This is a genomic window from Microbacterium sp. 4R-513, from assembly GCF_011046485.1.
GTDB lineage: Bacteria > Actinomycetota > Actinomycetes > Actinomycetales > Microbacteriaceae > Microbacterium.
The window spans coordinates 3,537,830-3,552,618 of the sequence record NZ_CP049256.1 but is presented as its reverse complement, the minus strand read 5'-3'; the positions used below and the strand labels follow the sequence as shown (position 1 = coordinate 3,552,618).

The 14,789-nt window shown below is 69.8% G+C and carries 16 protein-coding genes; 8 read left to right on the top strand and 8 right to left on the bottom strand.

Annotation, left to right across the window (positions count from 1 at the left end; genetic code table 11):
- The first annotated feature begins 247 nt into the window (after positions 1–247).
- From G5T42_RS15775 to G5T42_RS15755, 5 genes are all read left to right on the top strand, one after another.
- Positions 248–1,123: an AraC family transcriptional regulator gene (locus G5T42_RS15775; protein ID WP_165129717.1), complete on the top strand. Its 876-nt coding sequence runs from the start codon at positions 248–250 to the stop codon at positions 1,121–1,123.
- Positions 1,124–1,166: 43 nt separating this feature from the next.
- Entirely contained in the window at positions 1,167–1,760 is a 594-nt protein-coding gene (locus tag G5T42_RS15770; protein WP_165129716.1) for a VanZ family protein, read from the top strand.
- Positions 1,761–1,840: 80 nt separating this feature from the next.
- Positions 1,841–2,290, top strand: a complete 450-nt coding sequence (locus G5T42_RS15765) for a nitroreductase family deazaflavin-dependent oxidoreductase (protein ID WP_165129715.1) — start codon at positions 1,841–1,843, stop codon at positions 2,288–2,290.
- A complete protein-coding gene (locus G5T42_RS15760) occupies positions 2,287–3,213 on the top strand; it encodes a pseudouridine-5'-phosphate glycosidase (protein WP_206535661.1) in 927 nt (308 codons plus the stop codon). Before G5T42_RS15765 ends, G5T42_RS15760 begins: the two co-directional genes overlap by 4 nt.
- The gene (locus tag G5T42_RS15755) at positions 3,213–4,055 is read left to right on the top strand and encodes a PfkB family carbohydrate kinase (RefSeq protein ID WP_165129714.1); all 843 of its coding nucleotides are present in this window, start codon (positions 3,213–3,215) and stop codon (positions 4,053–4,055) included. The genes G5T42_RS15760 and G5T42_RS15755 overlap by 1 nt, the downstream gene beginning before the upstream one ends.
- A gap of 4 nt (positions 4,056–4,059) precedes the next feature.
- Here G5T42_RS15755 and G5T42_RS15750 read toward each other — a convergent pair whose 3' ends face one another.
- The 3 genes from G5T42_RS15750 to G5T42_RS15740 form a co-directional block, all read right to left on the bottom strand.
- Positions 4,060–4,323: a DUF6458 family protein gene (locus G5T42_RS15750; protein ID WP_165129713.1), complete on the bottom strand. Its 264-nt coding sequence runs from the start codon at positions 4,321–4,323 to the stop codon at positions 4,060–4,062.
- A gap of 106 nt (positions 4,324–4,429) precedes the next feature.
- On the bottom strand, positions 4,430–4,876 hold the full coding sequence (locus G5T42_RS15745; protein ID WP_165129712.1) for an SRPBCC domain-containing protein: 447 nt from the start codon (positions 4,874–4,876) through the stop codon (positions 4,430–4,432).
- Positions 4,869–5,249 carry a metalloregulator ArsR/SmtB family transcription factor gene (locus G5T42_RS15740; protein ID WP_165129711.1) on the bottom strand — a complete coding sequence of 127 codons (381 nt, stop codon included), beginning with the start codon at positions 5,247–5,249 and terminating at the stop codon, positions 4,869–4,871. The genes G5T42_RS15745 and G5T42_RS15740 overlap by 8 nt, the downstream gene beginning before the upstream one ends.
- 85 nt (positions 5,250–5,334) lie before the next feature.
- Here G5T42_RS15740 and G5T42_RS15735 point away from each other — a divergent pair, with 85 nt between their 5' ends.
- Both G5T42_RS15735 and G5T42_RS15730 read left to right on the top strand, forming a co-directional pair.
- Positions 5,335–5,895 carry a dihydrofolate reductase family protein gene (locus G5T42_RS15735; protein WP_165129710.1) on the top strand — a complete coding sequence of 187 codons (561 nt, stop codon included), beginning with the start codon at positions 5,335–5,337 and terminating at the stop codon, positions 5,893–5,895.
- The gene (locus G5T42_RS15730) at positions 5,892–6,371 is read left to right on the top strand and encodes a DUF2087 domain-containing protein (protein ID WP_241245861.1); all 480 of its coding nucleotides are present in this window, start codon (positions 5,892–5,894) and stop codon (positions 6,369–6,371) included. Before G5T42_RS15735 ends, G5T42_RS15730 begins: the two co-directional genes overlap by 4 nt.
- On the opposite strand, the gene G5T42_RS15725 is transcribed toward G5T42_RS15730, so the two are convergent.
- From G5T42_RS15725 to G5T42_RS15715, 3 genes are read right to left on the bottom strand one after another with little or no spacing between them, the layout of a single operon-like run.
- Positions 6,360–7,124 carry an SGNH/GDSL hydrolase family protein gene (locus tag G5T42_RS15725; protein WP_165129709.1) on the bottom strand — a complete coding sequence of 255 codons (765 nt, stop codon included), beginning with the start codon at positions 7,122–7,124 and terminating at the stop codon, positions 6,360–6,362. The two genes, G5T42_RS15730 and G5T42_RS15725, sit on opposite strands and share 12 nt — an antisense overlap.
- A gap of 41 nt (positions 7,125–7,165) precedes the next feature.
- Positions 7,166–8,515, bottom strand: coding sequence for an MFS transporter (locus tag G5T42_RS15720; protein WP_165129708.1), 1,350 nt, complete (start codon positions 8,513–8,515; stop codon positions 7,166–7,168).
- A 47-nt stretch (positions 8,516–8,562) separates the two neighbouring features.
- Entirely contained in the window at positions 8,563–9,606 is a 1,044-nt protein-coding gene (locus G5T42_RS15715; protein ID WP_165129707.1) for an LLM class flavin-dependent oxidoreductase, read from the bottom strand.
- An 85-nt stretch (positions 9,607–9,691) separates the two neighbouring features.
- Between G5T42_RS15715 and G5T42_RS15710 the strand changes: the two genes are divergently transcribed.
- On the top strand, positions 9,692–10,318 hold the full coding sequence (locus tag G5T42_RS15710) for a phosphoribosyltransferase family protein (RefSeq protein ID WP_165129706.1): 627 nt from the start codon (positions 9,692–9,694) through the stop codon (positions 10,316–10,318).
- Positions 10,319–10,329: 11 nt separating this feature from the next.
- Here G5T42_RS15710 and G5T42_RS15705 read toward each other — a convergent pair whose 3' ends face one another.
- Entirely contained in the window at positions 10,330–12,003 is a 1,674-nt protein-coding gene (locus G5T42_RS15705) for a DUF885 domain-containing protein (protein ID WP_165129705.1), read from the bottom strand.
- Between the two features lie 125 nt (positions 12,004–12,128).
- Complete coding sequence (gene polA, locus G5T42_RS15700; protein WP_165129704.1) at positions 12,129–14,768, bottom strand: DNA polymerase I; 2,640 nt, start codon at positions 14,766–14,768, stop codon at positions 12,129–12,131.
- Positions 14,769–14,789 lie beyond the last annotated feature (21 nt).

Here is a 14,789-nt window from a genome sequence, read left to right as displayed (position 1 = left end):
CGCAGCTTTCGGAAGTGCTGAGGCGCTCCCTGCGACGGCTACGTCAGTCGCGCGATCGTGAACTCGAAGGAGCGCCCGGAATGGACAGTGTGTGCATCGGGCTCACCTCCTTCACTCGTGTCACGTTCGGTGAGAAGCCTACCCGTTCGCCCGGCCGACGAGCGACGGTGCGGCACGATCGAATCGGGCACGGATCATCGGGTCGGCGGGCGGTCGGTCGGCGAGGCTCGATGTCGAAGGAGGAACTGTGATCGCGATTCTCAATCGAGTCGTCGATCTCGTCGAGGAGCGTCTCACGGACGAGATCGACGTCGGGGGCCTGGCGACGAGCCTGGGCACGACGGAGTACCACGTCCGCCGGATGTTCTCGTCGCTCGCCGGGATGCCGCTGTCGGAGTACATCCGTCGCCGTCGCATGACGGTCGCCGCAGCGGAAGTGATCGGTGCGGACGACCTGCTGGACATCGCGGTGCGCTACGGATACGGCTCGACCGAGGCATTCGGACGAGCGTTCCGCGCTGTCCACGGCGTCCGTCCCGGCGACCTCCGCCGAGACGGCGGTCCCCTTCGCTCGCAGCCGCAGCTCAGGTTCCGCCTGACCGTAGAAGGGAACATCATCATGGACACGCGAATCACGGACCGACCCGCGTTCCGGCTCGTCGGCCACGCCGTTCGGGTCCCCCTCATCCATGACGGCGTCAATCCGCACATCCAGGCGCACGTCGCCGCGCTCCCCGAGGCGGAGCACGCTCGACTGAAGGCCCTCAGCAGCACCGAGCCGTCGGGCCTGCTGCAGGTGACCGCCGACGTCGATCCGGACTACACCGAAGGAACCGAGCTCACCTACCTCCACGGCGTCGCGATGCGGGACGACTCCCCCGTGCCCGAGGGTCTGGATGCGATCGATGTTCCTGCCGGCGTCTGGGCCGTGTTCCGCAGTGCGGGCGCATACCCCGCGGCGCTTCAGTCGACCTGGGCGGCGACGGCGAGCGAGTGGTTCCCGTCGAATCCATGGCGACTCCGGCCCGGCCCGTCGATCGTGGCGATCCTGGACCGCTCCCCCGACTTCCGCACTGCGACGACCGAGCTGTGGGTGCCCGTGGAGCCCGAGTCCACGAGGTGAAGCGCATACGCGGAGGAAACGCCCGACACGGTTGACTGGACGGATGCCTCTCCCCCGCCGAGACCGGACGAGAGCCCGTCTGCGGGTGCTCTTCGGCGTCTACGTCGTGCTCCTGATCTGGATCGTGCTGTGGAAGCTCAATCTCCCGTGGATCGGCGTGCATCGTCTGGTGAAGCTCGTGCCGTTCGTTCCGACCGGTGCGGAAGGGCCCAGTGAACCGCTCGAGATCGCGATCAACTTCCTCCTCTTCGTCCCGTTCGGCATCTACCTCGCGCTTCTCGCGCCGAGCTGGCGGTGGTGGCGCGCCACGCTGGTCGTCGCCGGCACGAGCCTCCTCCTCGAGGCGGCGCAGTTCGCCTTCGGCGTCGGGAGCTCCGACACGTCGGATCTCATCGTCAACACGATGGGTGGCCTGGCCGGGATGGGGCTCGTCGCGGCGATCGTGCGGCGCCAGCGTCCTGAGCTGGCGCGAGCGGTCATCGCGCGCGGGCTCTCGATCGGGACGGTGCTCGCAGTAGCCGCGGCGGCGGTCTTCGTCGCGGCTCCCCTTCACTACGGGCGGCCGCCCGGCGATGGCCCCCGTCAGGCGCCGGGGCAGTCGATGGAGACGGGAGTGGGCACGGAAGCCGGCAGATGAGCCGTCGACGCCCCCTCGTTGCGCCGACCCGGCCGCACGCCTGGTTGACTGGGAAGCGAAGGCAGTTCGAGGAGGATCAGATGCCGTTGCAAGGTGAGTATCTGCCCAGCACGTCGCAGTGGGCGCGCCGCCAGGCCGAGGCGTATGAGGCGAGCGGCGGGGCCGAAAAGGCAGACATGCGGGGCAAGCCCGTCATCGTCCTGACGACCGTCGGTGCGAAGTCCGGCGGCCTGCGTAAGACCGCTCTCATGCGCGTCGAGCACGAAGGCAAGTACGCCGTCGTGGCTTCCATGGGCGGCGCTCCGCAGCATCCCGCGTGGTACTGGAATCTGCGGAAGAACCCGCACGTCGAGCTCCAGGACGGTCCGGACAAGAGCGACTACCTCGCGCGGGAGCTCGACGGCGAGGAGTACGCCGCCTGGTGGGAGCGCGCCGTCGAGGCGTGGCCGGACTACGCGAACTACCAGACGCGGACCGACCGGCGGATCCCCGTCTTCCTGCTCGAGCGCGCCGGCGACGGAGCCGCGTGACCTCTCGCCCGGAGCGAGGGCTCCATATCGGCGACGAAGTCTCCGATGCTTTGGAACGCGGCATCCCGGTCCTGGCGCTCGAGTCGACGATCTTCACGCACGGCCTTCCACGCCCGCGCAACCTCGTCGTCGCGCTCGAGGCTGAGGAGAGAGTCCGCGCGGCGGGAGTGGTCCCTGCCACGATCGGCGTGATCGGAGGGCGCGCGACAGTGGGCCTCTCCCCCGCCGAGATCCAGCGGCTCTCGACGGACGACGGCGCCGTCAAGCTCAGCCTCCGCGATCTCCCCGTCGCCTCCGCCAAAGGGCTGAGCGGCGGCACGACCGTCGCCGCGACCGCCTTCCTCGCCAGCAGAGCCGGCATTCGCGTCTTCTCGACGGGCGGTCTGGGCGGCGTGCATCGCGAGGCGCAGCAGACCTTCGACGAGTCGGCCGACCTGCCGACCCTCGCGGCGCTCCCCCTCGTCGTGGTCAGCGCCGGCGTCAAGTCGATCCTCGACATCCCGCTCACGCTCGAACGACTCGAGACTCTGAACCTGACGGTGGTCGGTTACCGCACGACGGACTATCCGGCGTTCTACATCGCGGACTCCGGCTTCGATGTCGAGTACGCCGCCGAGTCGGCCGACGAGATCGCCGACATCGCCGCAGCGCGGGACGCGCTCGGCATCGTGTCGACGCTCCTCGTCGCGAACCCGGTCGATGCCGATCGGCAGCTCCCCGCCGAGGTGCACGACGACGTCCTCGCCCGCGCGCTCGCCGAAGCGACGGAGCGAGGTGTGACCGGGCACGACACGACGCCGTTCCTCCTCGACTTCATGCAGCGCGAGACGGGCGGGCGGAGCCTCGACGTCAATGTCGAGGTGTACCGGGGGAACGTCGCGCTCGGCGCCGAGATCGCGACGGCGCTCGCCGCGCGGGCCTGATGCTCACCGTCATCGGGGACCTCCTCGCGGACGTCGTCGTGCTGGGTGCGTCGTCGTTCGAGACGGGCACGGACAACCCTGCGGTCATCACGCACACCCGAGGCGGGAGCGCCGCGAACGTCGCCGCGGCGGCGGCCGGCTCGGGTCGCGTCCGATTCATCGGACGAGTGGGAGCGGATGCCGAGGGCGATGCGCTGACGCATGCACTCGCACTGAGCGGGGTCGACGTGCGCGTCCAGCGCGGCGGCCGGACGGGCTCGATCGTGATCCTCGTCGACGACGCCGGTGAGCGGACCATGCTCACGGATCGCGGCGCCGCGGCCGAGTTGGAGCCGGTCGAGCCCGAGTGGCTCGAGGGGTCGCACTGGCTGCACCTTCCGCTCTACGGCTTCGCGGCTCCCGTCTCGCGGCAAGCCGTCCTCGCCGCATGCCGGTGGGCGCATGAGTCTTCGGTGCGGGTCAGCCTCGACCTCTCGAGCGTCTCGGCGATGCGTGAGCTCGGCCCGGTCATCCTGGCGGCCATCCTCGGGGATGCCGCGCCCGCTGTCGTGTTCGCGAATGCGGACGAAGCGCGGCTCCTCGGCGAGCTGGGGCTGCGGCATCCGGTCGGCTCTGTCCTGGTCGTCAAGCGGGGACCCGACCCTGTGGTGGTCGTCGGAGACGGCGGCACGGCGGAGATACCGGTCGAAGCGGTGCCCGACGTGGTGGACACGACGGGCGCGGGCGACGCCTTCGCCGCCGGCTACCTCGTCGCCGCGCTCGGCGGCGCGATGCCCCGAGAATGCGCGAAGGCCGGCGCAGCCTCCGCACGCGGAGCGCTGCGCCGGCCAGGCGCGATCTAGTGGGTCAGAGGCCCGCGGCGTCGTCGGGGTGCGACGCCGTGCGGCGCGTCACCTGCTCGCCCGCGACCGGGTCGACCGCGGTGCGCGTGACGACGTCGGAGCGGCGGCGACGCATCAGAAGGATGATCCCGATCAGGACGACCACGACGCCGGCTGCCATGAGGATGTAGCCGACGAGGTCGAGGTTCACCCAATCCAGCTGGACGTTGAGGGCGAACGTGAGGATCGCGCCGATCACGAAGAGGACGATTCCAGCACCGATGCTCATGCGAGGATTCCTTTCCGGGACTACCCCAAGTGGCATCCCTTGGCCCTCATCGTGACAGGCGGCCCGGGGTCGACCCAGGCCCTTGACAACCGCCGGAAACGGCTCATCACGCCTTCTGCATGCGGGAGAGCTCGTTCTCGATGTCGTCGATGAAGGCGTTGTAGCCGGCGATCGTCGCGGCGACCTGCTCGTCCGAGAAGTCCGCGCGATCCTGGCTGATCGTCAGACGCGTGCCGCCGTCGACCTCCTCCAGATCGAAGAGGACAGGGAGGCCCGCATACTCGTCGGGCCGGTCGGTGAGGGTCATCGCGAGGTGCGCCGGCGGGTCGACCTCGACGTACTCTCCCGCCCAGTCGATGCGGTTGCCGTCGGGGAGGAGCATGACCGCACGGAAGGCGCCGCCCGGGCGGACCTCCATCGTCAGCGAGTCGCGCGGGACCTCGACGGCCGCGGTGCCGAACCAGACGGCGAAGTGCTCGGGCTTGGTGATCGCGTCGAAGACGAGCTCGCGCGGTGCGGTGAGCTCGCGCGTGATCGTGAAGTACTCAGCCATGGGGATTCTCCTTGTCGTGGGTGTTGTCGGTGGATGAGAGCTGCTGCAGGGCGTGAAGGTACGAGTCCAGGGAGTCGAGAGAGTCGCCCCAGAATCTGGCGTAGTCCGAGATCCAGTGCGAGGCGGCGGCGAGGGGCCGAGCGTCGAGTCGCGCGGGCCGGTACTGCGCCTCCCTCCCCCGCGTCACGAGCCCCGCTCCCTCGAGCACCCGCAGGTGCTTCGAGACGGCCGCGAAGGTCATGTCGAAGGGCTCGGCGAGCTCGCCCACCGTCGCCTCCCCCTGCGCCAGGCGCTCGAGGATCTCGCGGCGGGTCGGATCGGCGAGCGCGGCGAATGTCCGGCTCAGGCCGTCCCGTTCGCTGTCACTGCTCATCTCGGCTCCTTATTCAACTAGTAGGTACTGTACCGAATGGTTGAATAGCTGTCAAGCGTCGGATGCCGCCGCTAGCGTGTCGCTCATGACACGCGTCGTCTACAACACCGCCACAACCCTCGACGGATACCTCGCCGACCCTGACGACTCGCTCGAGTGGCTCTTCGCCGTCCCCGGCTCGGCGGAGGCCGAGAGCTCCTTCCCCGCCTTCCTCGAGGGCATCGGAGCGCTGGTGATGGGATCGACCACCTACGAGTGGGTCTACAACCACGAGAGGCTCGACGAGCACCCCGAGAAGTGGGCCTACGGCGACCGTCTCTCGCTGGTGCTGACGACGCGCGACCTGCCTCTCGTCGAAGGCGCGAACATCCGGCTCCACTCGGGCTCCGTCCGCGAAGCCTGGGAGCAGCTCGTCTCGGCCGCGGACGGCAGGGACGTGTGGGTCGTGGGCGGCGGGGACGTCGTCGGCCAGTTCGCCGACGCAGGCCTCCTCGATGAGATCCGCGTCTCGATCGCCCCCGTCACGCTCGGCGCCGGCAAGCCGCTGCTGCCGCGGCGCCTCGAATCCGACCGCCTCGTGCTCGAGTCCGCCCGCCAGAGCGGGCAGTTCGCCGAGCTCGTGTACTCCGTGCGGAGTTCCTCGTGAGCGAGCGCTGGCGCGGCGTCGTGGCGGCGCTCCTCAATCCCGAACTTCGGGCCGCCCTGGCGGAGGTGATGACGGATGCCTCGCTCACGCCGTCCCGGCGGGAACGCGCCCTCGCACGCCTGGGCGAGCTCGGACTCGTGCGCGACCTCGACGGGCATGCCGTGTTCGACGACACCGCGCTGCGCGGCATCCTCGCCGACGGCGCTCCCGCCAAGCCCCAGGGTCCGCACCGCTACCTCGACCGGAACGGCCGCATCGATCAGTACCCCGTCCGGGAGGCCGACCGCCGGGAGCTCCTCGCCTGGGTGGCCGATCGCGCCGTCGCGCCGGGCGAGGTGCTGACCGAGAAGGAGTTCAACGAGCGGCTGGGCGGTTTCACCACCGACGTCGCCCTGTTGCGCCGGCACCTCGTCGATCACGAGCTCGTCCAGCGCACGCGGTCGGGATCCGCGTACATGCGGCCGTCAGACGGCTGAAGGCTCGATCGGCGTCCATGCGCCGTACTTCGGCTCGCGGCCGTCGCCCGACGATGTGCGCGTGAGCCGCCGCCGCACCCAGGGGCCGACGTGAGTCCGGTAGTACGCGCTGCCGGCGAGCGGTGCAGCCTCGGGCAGGGCGGGGAGCGACCACCACGCGGCAGGCGGCTCCATGCCGAGGGCCGTCAGCACCCGCGCCGCCACGCGGTGATGCCCACGGGCGTTCATGTGGAGCCGGTCCTCGGACCAGTAGCCGGCTGTGGAGAGCTCACGGTCGGGCCAGTTGAGCGCGCGGATGACGTCGGGGCGCTCATCGAGCCTCGCCGAGACGGCCGCCGACAGCAGATCGCCGCGACGCTGGATAACGCGGCTGAGCGGCAGCTGGGCGGAGGGGTTGGCGCCGGAGAGGACGATCAGCCGCACCCCTTCCTCGTCGCAGCGGTTCAGCACGTGGTCGAAGGCCGCCACGACGTGCGCGATCGAGGTGCGCGGGCGCAGCATGTCGTTGCCGCCGCCGTTGAACGACAGGTGCGTCGGCTGCAGGGCGAGCGCGGGCTCCAGCTGCTCGTGGACGATAGGCCACACGAGCTTCCCGCGGATCGCGTAGTTCGAGTAGTCGACGCTCTCCCCCAGAGCGTCGGCCCAGCCCTGCGCGACGAGATCCGCCCACCCGCGTACACGCCCGTCGGGCAGCTCGTCGCCCACGCCTTCGGTGAAGGAGTCGCCGATCGCGACATATCGAACCGATGCCATCCGTCCAGCCTACGACCGGCGTGGAGCGTGCCGAGCGGTCGTCAGCGGTCGTCGAGTGCGCGACCGCGCCGATCGACGAGACCCCATGCCGCGATCGCCGCGATGGCGAAGAACACCGCGAAGAGGACGAACAGCGCCGGTGCGCCGCCCAGCGCGAGCATGACGGGCACCGTGAGGGGCGCGACGATGGACGCGATGCGCCCGACGCCCGCGGCCCAGCCGGACCCCGTCGCGCGCAGGGACGTCGGGTACATCTCGGGCGTCACGGCGTAGAGCGCGCCCCACGCGCCGAGATTGAAGAACGACAGCGCCATGCCCGTCGCGATGACGGTGGCCTCGCTCGTCGCGGTGCCGAAGAGGACGGCGGCGACGGTGGATCCGGCGAGGAACACCGACAGCGTCGCGCGGCGCCCCCAAACCTCGATGAGCCAGGCCGCAAGCGCATAGCCGGGAAGCTGAGCGAGCGTGATGATGAGCGTGAATCCGAACGACCGCACGAGGTCGTATCCCTGCGACACGAGGATCGTCGGGATCCAGATGAAGGCGCCGTAGTACGAGAAGTTCACGCAGAACCATACGAGCCACAGGCACGCGGTGCGCACGCGGAACTCCGGCGACCAGAGCGCGCCCAGTCGCTGACCCGCCGTGATCGCCGCGGGGGCATCGGCGGGGGTGCTCGGCGCCGACGCCGGCGCGATCGCGGTGTCACCCGCCTCCGCCTCGAACTCCCGGACCACCCCGTCGGCCTCCTCGAGCCGACCCCGGCGCTCGAGCCAGCGCGCCGACTCGGGGAGGCCCCAACGCACGATGAGGGCGTAGACGGCGGGAATGGCGCCGAGTGCGAACGCCCACCGCCATCCGTTCTCGGAGCTCGGGATGACGAGATAGCCGATGAGGGCGGCAGCGGTCCATCCGATCGCCCAGAACGCCTCGAGGATCACGACGAGCCGCCCCCGGATGCGTGCCGGCGCGAACTCGCTCACGTAGGTCGATGCCACAGGCAGCTCGGCACCGAGACCCAGCCCGACGAAGAACCGGAAGACGAGGAGCAGGGCCAGACCGCCCACGAGCGCGCTGGCACCGGTCGCGACGCCGTAGACGATGAGGGTCAGCGCGAAGACCTGCCGGCGCCCGAACCGGTCGGCGAGGAGCCCGCCGAGGCTCGCGCCGATCGCCATGCCGACGAATCCGATGGAGGCGATCCAGGCCGTCTGCGAGGGCTCGAGGGCCCACTGCTGCGCGAGCGCCGCGATGATGAACGAGATGAGCCCGACGTCCATGGCGTCGAGCGCCCAGCCGATGCCCGACCCCGTGAGCACTCGCAGGTGCCGGCGGGTGAAGGGCAGGCGGTCGAGGCGCTCCGAGATCGTCATGGTCGTGGCATCCGTCATGAACGTCATCGTACGGATGCCGCGACCCGCCTTGCGAGCCTTGACGGCTACGCGAGCATGTCGCGCACGAGCGGGGCGACCTTCGTGCCGAAGAGCTCGATGGAGCGCAGCAGCTTGGCGTGCGACAGGGTGCCGGTCGAGAACTTCATGTCGAAGCGCTCGACCCCGAGAGTCCGGACCGTGTCGGCGATCTTGCGGGCGACGGTCTCGGGCGAGCCGACGTACAGAGCGCCCTCCGGCCCGACGTCGTGCTGGAAGCGCAGGCGGTTGTAGGTCGGCCAGCCGCGCTCGCGACCGATCGTGTTGTTCATCGCCTCGAAGCCCTCGTAGGCCTCGTCCCACGCCTGCTGGTCGGAGGCGGCGACGTGCCCGGGCGAGTGGACGCCGATCGGCAGCCGGTCGCGCCCGAACGAGTCGAGCGAGCGGTGGTAGAGATCGACGAAGGGCCGGAAGCGACCGGCAGGCCCGCCGATGATTGCCAGCATCAGGCCGTAGCCGTACCGCGCCGTGCGCACGACCGACTCGGGGGTGCCTCCCACGCCGACCCAGGCCTTCAGGCCGTTCTCGGTCTTGGGGAACACATCGGCGTCCTCCAGCGCTGCGCGCGTCGTACCGTTCCACGTGACGGGCTTCTCGGTCAGCAGCTGCGAGAAGAGGTCGAGCTTCTCGTCGAAGAGCACCTCGTAGTCCCGCAGGTCGTAGCCGAAGAGCGGGAACGACTCGATGAACGACCCGCGGCCGAGGATGACCTCGGCGCGACCGCGCGAGATCGCATCGAGCGTCGCGAAGCGCTCGTAGACGCGCACGGGATCGTCGCTCGACAGCACCGTGACTGCCGTGCCCAAGTGGATGTTCTTCGTGCGCGCGGCCGCGGCGGCCAGAACGATCTCGGGACTCGACACGGCGAACTCCGGCCGGCGGTGCTCCCCCACCCCGAAGAACGAGAGTCCCACCTCGTCGGCGAGGACGGCCTGGTCGACGACGTTGCGGATGGTCTCGGCGCCGCTCACGAACGCGCCCGACTCGTCGCGGGTCACGTCTCCGAAGGTGTCGAGCCCGAGCTGGAGCTGCGAGGGTGCGGTGTTCGGCATGTGCCTTCCTTCCATTCACCTGCATAGAACCGAGGAGGCGTCTCTCCCATTCCCGCGCTCCCCCGGCGCGCGTAGGGTGAGGCACGTGGCCATCTTCTCGGACCGGGCCGAAGCGGGCCGCGAACTCGCGGAGCATCTTCTCGATCGGAAGGGGACGGATGCCGCGGTCCTCGGCATCCCCCGCGGCGGCGTCGTCGTCGCAGCGGAGGTGGCGCGGCTGCTCGGGCTGCCGCTGGGCGTGGCGGTCGTGCGCAAGCTCGGAGCCCCCGCGCACGAGGAGTTCGCGGTCGGCGCGATCGCCGAGGGCGTGCGCATCGTGGATCCCCATGCACTTCGTCAGGGCGGAGTGACGGCCGCGCAGCTCGCGTCGGTCGAGGAGCACGAGCGAGCGGAGCTCGAACGGCGGACTCGCGCGTTCGACCCCGATCCTCTCGACGTCCGGGGCCTCACCGTGATCGTGGTGGATGACGGCGTCGCGACCGGGTCGACCGCGATGGCCGCATGCCGCGCGCAGCACGCGCGGGGGGCGTCGCTGATCGTCCTGGCCGTGCCGGTCGCCCCGGCGAGCTGGCGGCCCGAGGCATCCGTCGTCGACGCATACGTCTGCCCGCACCCGATCGCCGACTTCTGGGCGGTGGGCCAGTTCTACGACGACTTCCGGCAGACCGAAGACGAGGAGGTCGCGCGCCTGCTGGCGCGCGACCTCCCCTGAATTCGCCGGCGTCAGCCGATGAGAGCCGTGCGCAGTGTGTCGAGGCCGACTCCGCCGATGCTCAGCGCGCGCTTATGGAACGCCTTGATCGAGAAGTCGTCGCCCTCGCGTTCGGCGACCTCGTCGCGCAGCTGCTCCCAGATGCGCTGACCGACCTTGTACGACGGAGCCTGCCCGGGCCAGCCGAGGTAGCGGTTGACCTCGAACTGGACGAACTCGTCCGACATGTTGACGTTGTGGCGCATGAAGTCCAGCGCATAGTCGGCATCCCACTCGCCCTGACCGTCGAGGCGGGGCTTGCCGAGGTGCACGCCGATGTCGAGCACGACGCGGGCGGCCCGCATGCGCTGTCCGTCGAGCATGCCGAGGCGGTCGGCCGGGTCGGAGAGATAGCCCAGCTGCTCCATGAGGCGCTCGGCGTAGAGCGCCCAGCCCTCGGCGTGACCCGACGTTCCGCCGAGGAGACGGCGGTACGAGTTGAGCTCCGCGCGGTTGTAGACGGCCTGCGCGATCTGCAGGTGGTGGCCCGGAACGCCCTCGTGGTACACGGTGGTGAGTTCACGCCACGTGTCGAAGTCCTCGACGCCCTCCGGGACGGACCACCACATGCGGCCCGGGCGTGAGAAGTCGTCGGTCGGCCCGGTGTAGTAGATCCCGCCTTCCTTCGTCGGCGCGATCATGCACTCGAGCTTGCGGATCGGCTCCGGGATGTCGAAGTGCGTCTTGCCGAGCTCGGCGACGGCCCGGTCGCTCGTCTCCTGCATCCAGCGCTGCAGCGCCTCGGTGCCGTGGAGCTTGCGGGACGGGTCCTGTTCGAGGAAGGCGACGGCCTCCTCGACGCTCGCGCCGGCCTTGATCTCGTTCGCGATCGACTCCTGCTCGGCGACCATGCGCGCGAGCTCCTCGATGCCCCACTCGTATGTCTCGTCGAGGTCGATCGTTGCACCCAGGAAGCGGCGCGACATGAGGCCGTAGATCTCGCGGCCGACGCCGTCCTTCTCCGTCGCGGCGGGTGCGAGCTCGCTCGACAGGAACGTGGCGAGCTCGTCGTAGGCGACGCGCGCGGCGTTGGCGTTGTCGGCGAGGTCGCGCGCGAGCGAGGCGGGAAGCTGCCCCTCACTCGGTGCGGCGTCGCCGGCGAACGTCGCGAAGAAGCCCGACTCGTTCGTGTAGCGGGCGATCTGCGTCACGACCTCCTCGACCTGACGTCGGGCGGGGACGACTCCCTGATCGACACCCGCGCGGAGGGTCGTGATGTAGCCCTCCACCGCGGCGGGGAGCGCCTTCAGACGCGTCGCGACAACGGACCAGTCGTCGACCGTGTCGGTGGGCATGAGGTCGAAGACCGATCGGATCTCCTGCGCGGGAGAGGCGATGACGTTGAGGTCGCGCAGGTTCCACTTCGCCTCGTGAAGCTGGATCGCAAGGCGGATCTCGCGCGAGACGTCCTCCTTCGTCACCTCATCAACCGCGTCCACGGGGGTCGCCGCCTCGAAGGCGGCAAGGGTCGACCGACCCTCGTCGATGAGGCGCGCCGTACCCTCCGGCGTGTAGTCGGCGAAGCGGTCGTTGTACTCCGTGCGGCCGATGTACGTGGCGAGCGACGGATCGAGCTCTGCGAGCGTGTCGACCCACGCGTCGGCGATCTTGTCGATCGACGTGGGAGTCCGGGGTGCATCTGTCATGCGTCGAGCCTATAAACGGCACGGCGTCCCAGCCAATCTCAGACGCCGTCTCAGCGCCGCAGATCTCGGACGACTCCTCCTCCCCGGTGCTTCCGAGAAGCGGGGCGATCCGACTCCGCCGTGGCTCAGTGCGCCGCTTCGTTCCAGTCGGCTCCCCGGCCGATCTGCACGTCGAGGGGCACCGACAGTTTCGCGGCGTCGCCCATCCGGTCGCGCACGACGCGCTCGGCCGCATCCCACTCCCCCTCGGCGACCTCGACCACAAGTTCGTCATGGATCTGCATGAGGACGCGGGAACGCAGGCCCTCGGCGGCGAAGTCGTCATGGATGTGGAAGAGCGCGATCTTCATGATGTCGGCCGCGCTTCCCTGGATCGGAGCGTTCAACGCCGCGCGTTCGGCGTTCTCGCGCAGCACGCGGTTGGGGCTGGCGAGATCGGGGAAGGGCCGACGGCGACCGAAGATCGTCTCGGTGTAGCCGTCGATCCGCGCGCGCTCGACGGATGACCGGAGGTAGTCGCGGACGGCGCCGAAGCGCGCGAAGTACTCCATCATGAGCTGCTTGGCCTCGGACTGCTCGATGCGCAGCTGCTTGGAGAGTCCGAACGCCGACAGGCCGTAGACGAGCCCGTACGACATCGCCTTGACCTTCGTGCGCATCGCCGGCGTGACCTCTTCCGGGGCGACGGCGAACACCCTCGCGCCGACGAAGCGGTGCAGGTCCTCCCCCGAGTTGAACGCCTCGATCAGTCCGGGGTCTTCGGACAGATGCGCCATGATGCGCATCTCGATCTGCGAGTAGTCGGCGGTGAGGAGCGTCTCGTAGCCCTCGCCCACCTCGAAGGCGGACCGGATGCGGCGGCTCTCGTCCGTGCGGACGGGGATGTTCTGCAGGTTCGGGTCGGTGCTCGACAGGCGCCCCGTCTGGCTCCCGGTCTGCAGGTAGGTCGTGCGGACGCGCCCGTCGCCGGCGATCGCGACGTCGAGCGACTCGATGATCTGCCGGAGCTTCGTCGCCTCGCGGTGCTGGAGCAGCAGGTCGAGGAACGGATGCGGGTTGGTCTCCTGAAGGTCGGCGAGGACCGCGGCATCCGTCGAGTAGCCGGTCTTCGTCTTTCGGGTCTTGGGGAGCTGCAGCTCGTCGAACAGCACCTCCTGCAGCTGCTTCGGCGAGCCGAGATTCACCTCGCGGCCGATTGCGGCGTACGCCTCCTGTGCGATCGCATCGGCACGGTCGCCGAGCTCGCCCGAGAACGTCGACAGTTTGTCGTGCGACACGGTGACGCCCGCCAGCTCCATGTCGGCGAGGGTCTGCAGCGTCGGCAGCTCGATGTCGGTGAGGACGGATGCCACGGACTCGGCGAGCTCGCCGCGCAGCGCTTCGGCGACCCGGAGCGTGAACCACGACACCTGCCCGGGCGTCGCACCCTCGGTCTCGGGGACGAGCTGCGCCGGGTCGGACTCGGGCAGCTTCTCGTCGAGGTAGCGGTCGACGAGGTCGGCGAGCGTCTTGTCGGGGAAGCTCGGCCGGAGGAGCCATCCAGCGAGGACCGTGTCGAATGTCAGGCCCCCGAGCCGCACGCCCGCCCGGTGCAGGGCCTTCACCTGCGGCTTGGCGTCGCTGAAGATCTTGGGGGCGTCGGAGGCGAGCCACGGCGCCACGGCGGCTGCGACATCGGCCGTCCACTCGGCCTCGGCCGCGGCATCCATCGTCGCGAAGCCCACCCGGCGGGGCAGGCCGCCCTCGACGACGAAGGTCACGCCGACCTCGCCCTCGGCCGCGTCGAGCCACGCCCGCAGCTCGGCGGCGGACGGCGTGAGCGGCACGGGCATGGGAACCGCCGCGGCCGACGTGACGGCGGCCATCTGCTGCTCGATGCCCGCGAGCTCGGCGACGCGCGGGATGAGCGTCTTGAACTCGAGGCGCGCGAAGATGTCGCGCACCGCCTGGGCGTCCATCGGCTGCACCTCGAGGTCGCCGGGGCCCAGGGGCAGCTCGACGTCGGTGAGCAGACGGTTGAGCGAGCGGTTCCGGCGCACGTCGTCGAGGTGCTCGCGCAAGTTGTTGCCCACGACGCCGGTGACCTTGTCGGCGTTCTCGAGCAGACCGTCGAGCGACCCGAACTGGGTCAGCCACTTCACCGCGGTCTTCTCGCCGACCTTCGGCACACCCGGCAGGTTGTCGCTCGTCTCACCCACGAGCGCGGCGATGTCGGGGTACTGCTCGGGTGGGACGCCGTAGCGGTCGATGACGGCCTGCCGGTCGTAGCGCTTGAGCTGCGACACGCCCTGCACATTCGGGTACAGCAGCGTCACCCGCTCGTTGACGAGCTGGATCGTGTCGCGGTCCCCCGAGCAGACGAGGACGTCGAACCCCGCGTCGGAGCCCTGGGTCGCGAGCGTCGCGAGGATGTCGTCGGCCTCGATGTCCTCCTGCTGGAGCACCTGGATGCTCATCGCGGCGAGGCAGTCCTGCAGGAGCGGGATCTGCCCCTTGAACTCGGACGGCGTCTCGGAGCGGTTGGCCTTGTACTCGGTGTACTCCCGCGTGCGGAAGGACTGCCGCGACGTGTCGAACGCGACCGCCATGTGGGTCGGCTTCTCGGCCTTGATGAGATTGATGAGCATCGAGAGGAACCCGTAGATGCCGTTCGTGTGCTGGCCGTCCTTGGTCGAGAAGTTCTCGACCGGCAGGGCGTAGAACGCCCGATATGCGAGCGAATGGCCGTCCACGACGAGGAGGGTAGGCTTTGCGGAGTCCGTCACCCTGCAAGCCTAGTCAGGGCA

What these genes read in the sequence shown, in the direction of transcription:
- G5T42_RS15770 (WP_165129716.1), top strand. Translation starts at nt 1,167, where the DNA reads ATGCCTCTCCCCCGCCGAGACCGGACGAGAGCCCGTCTGCGGGTGCTC.
- G5T42_RS15735 (WP_165129710.1), top strand. Translation starts at nt 5,335, where the DNA reads ATGACACGCGTCGTCTACAACACCGCCACAACCCTCGACGGATACCTC.
- G5T42_RS15720 (WP_165129708.1), bottom strand. Translation starts at nt 8,515, where the DNA reads ATGACGGATGCCACGACCATGACGATCTCGGAGCGCCTCGACCGCCTG.
- G5T42_RS15750 (WP_165129713.1), bottom strand. Translation starts at nt 4,323, where the DNA reads ATGAGCATCGGTGCTGGAATCGTCCTCTTCGTGATCGGCGCGATCCTC.
- G5T42_RS15740 (WP_165129711.1), bottom strand. Translation starts at nt 5,249, where the DNA reads ATGAGCAGTGACAGCGAACGGGACGGCCTGAGCCGGACATTCGCCGCG.
- G5T42_RS15715 (WP_165129707.1), bottom strand. Translation starts at nt 9,606, where the DNA reads ATGCCGAACACCGCACCCTCGCAGCTCCAGCTCGGGCTCGACACCTTC.
- G5T42_RS15755 (WP_165129714.1), top strand. Translation starts at nt 3,213, where the DNA reads ATGCTCACCGTCATCGGGGACCTCCTCGCGGACGTCGTCGTGCTGGGT.
- G5T42_RS15765 (WP_165129715.1), top strand. Translation starts at nt 1,841, where the DNA reads ATGCCGTTGCAAGGTGAGTATCTGCCCAGCACGTCGCAGTGGGCGCGC.
- G5T42_RS15745 (WP_165129712.1), bottom strand. Translation starts at nt 4,876, where the DNA reads ATGGCTGAGTACTTCACGATCACGCGCGAGCTCACCGCACCGCGCGAG.
- G5T42_RS15725 (WP_165129709.1), bottom strand. Translation starts at nt 7,124, where the DNA reads ATGGCATCGGTTCGATATGTCGCGATCGGCGACTCCTTCACCGAAGGC.
- G5T42_RS15705 (WP_165129705.1), bottom strand. Translation starts at nt 12,003, where the DNA reads ATGACAGATGCACCCCGGACTCCCACGTCGATCGACAAGATCGCCGAC.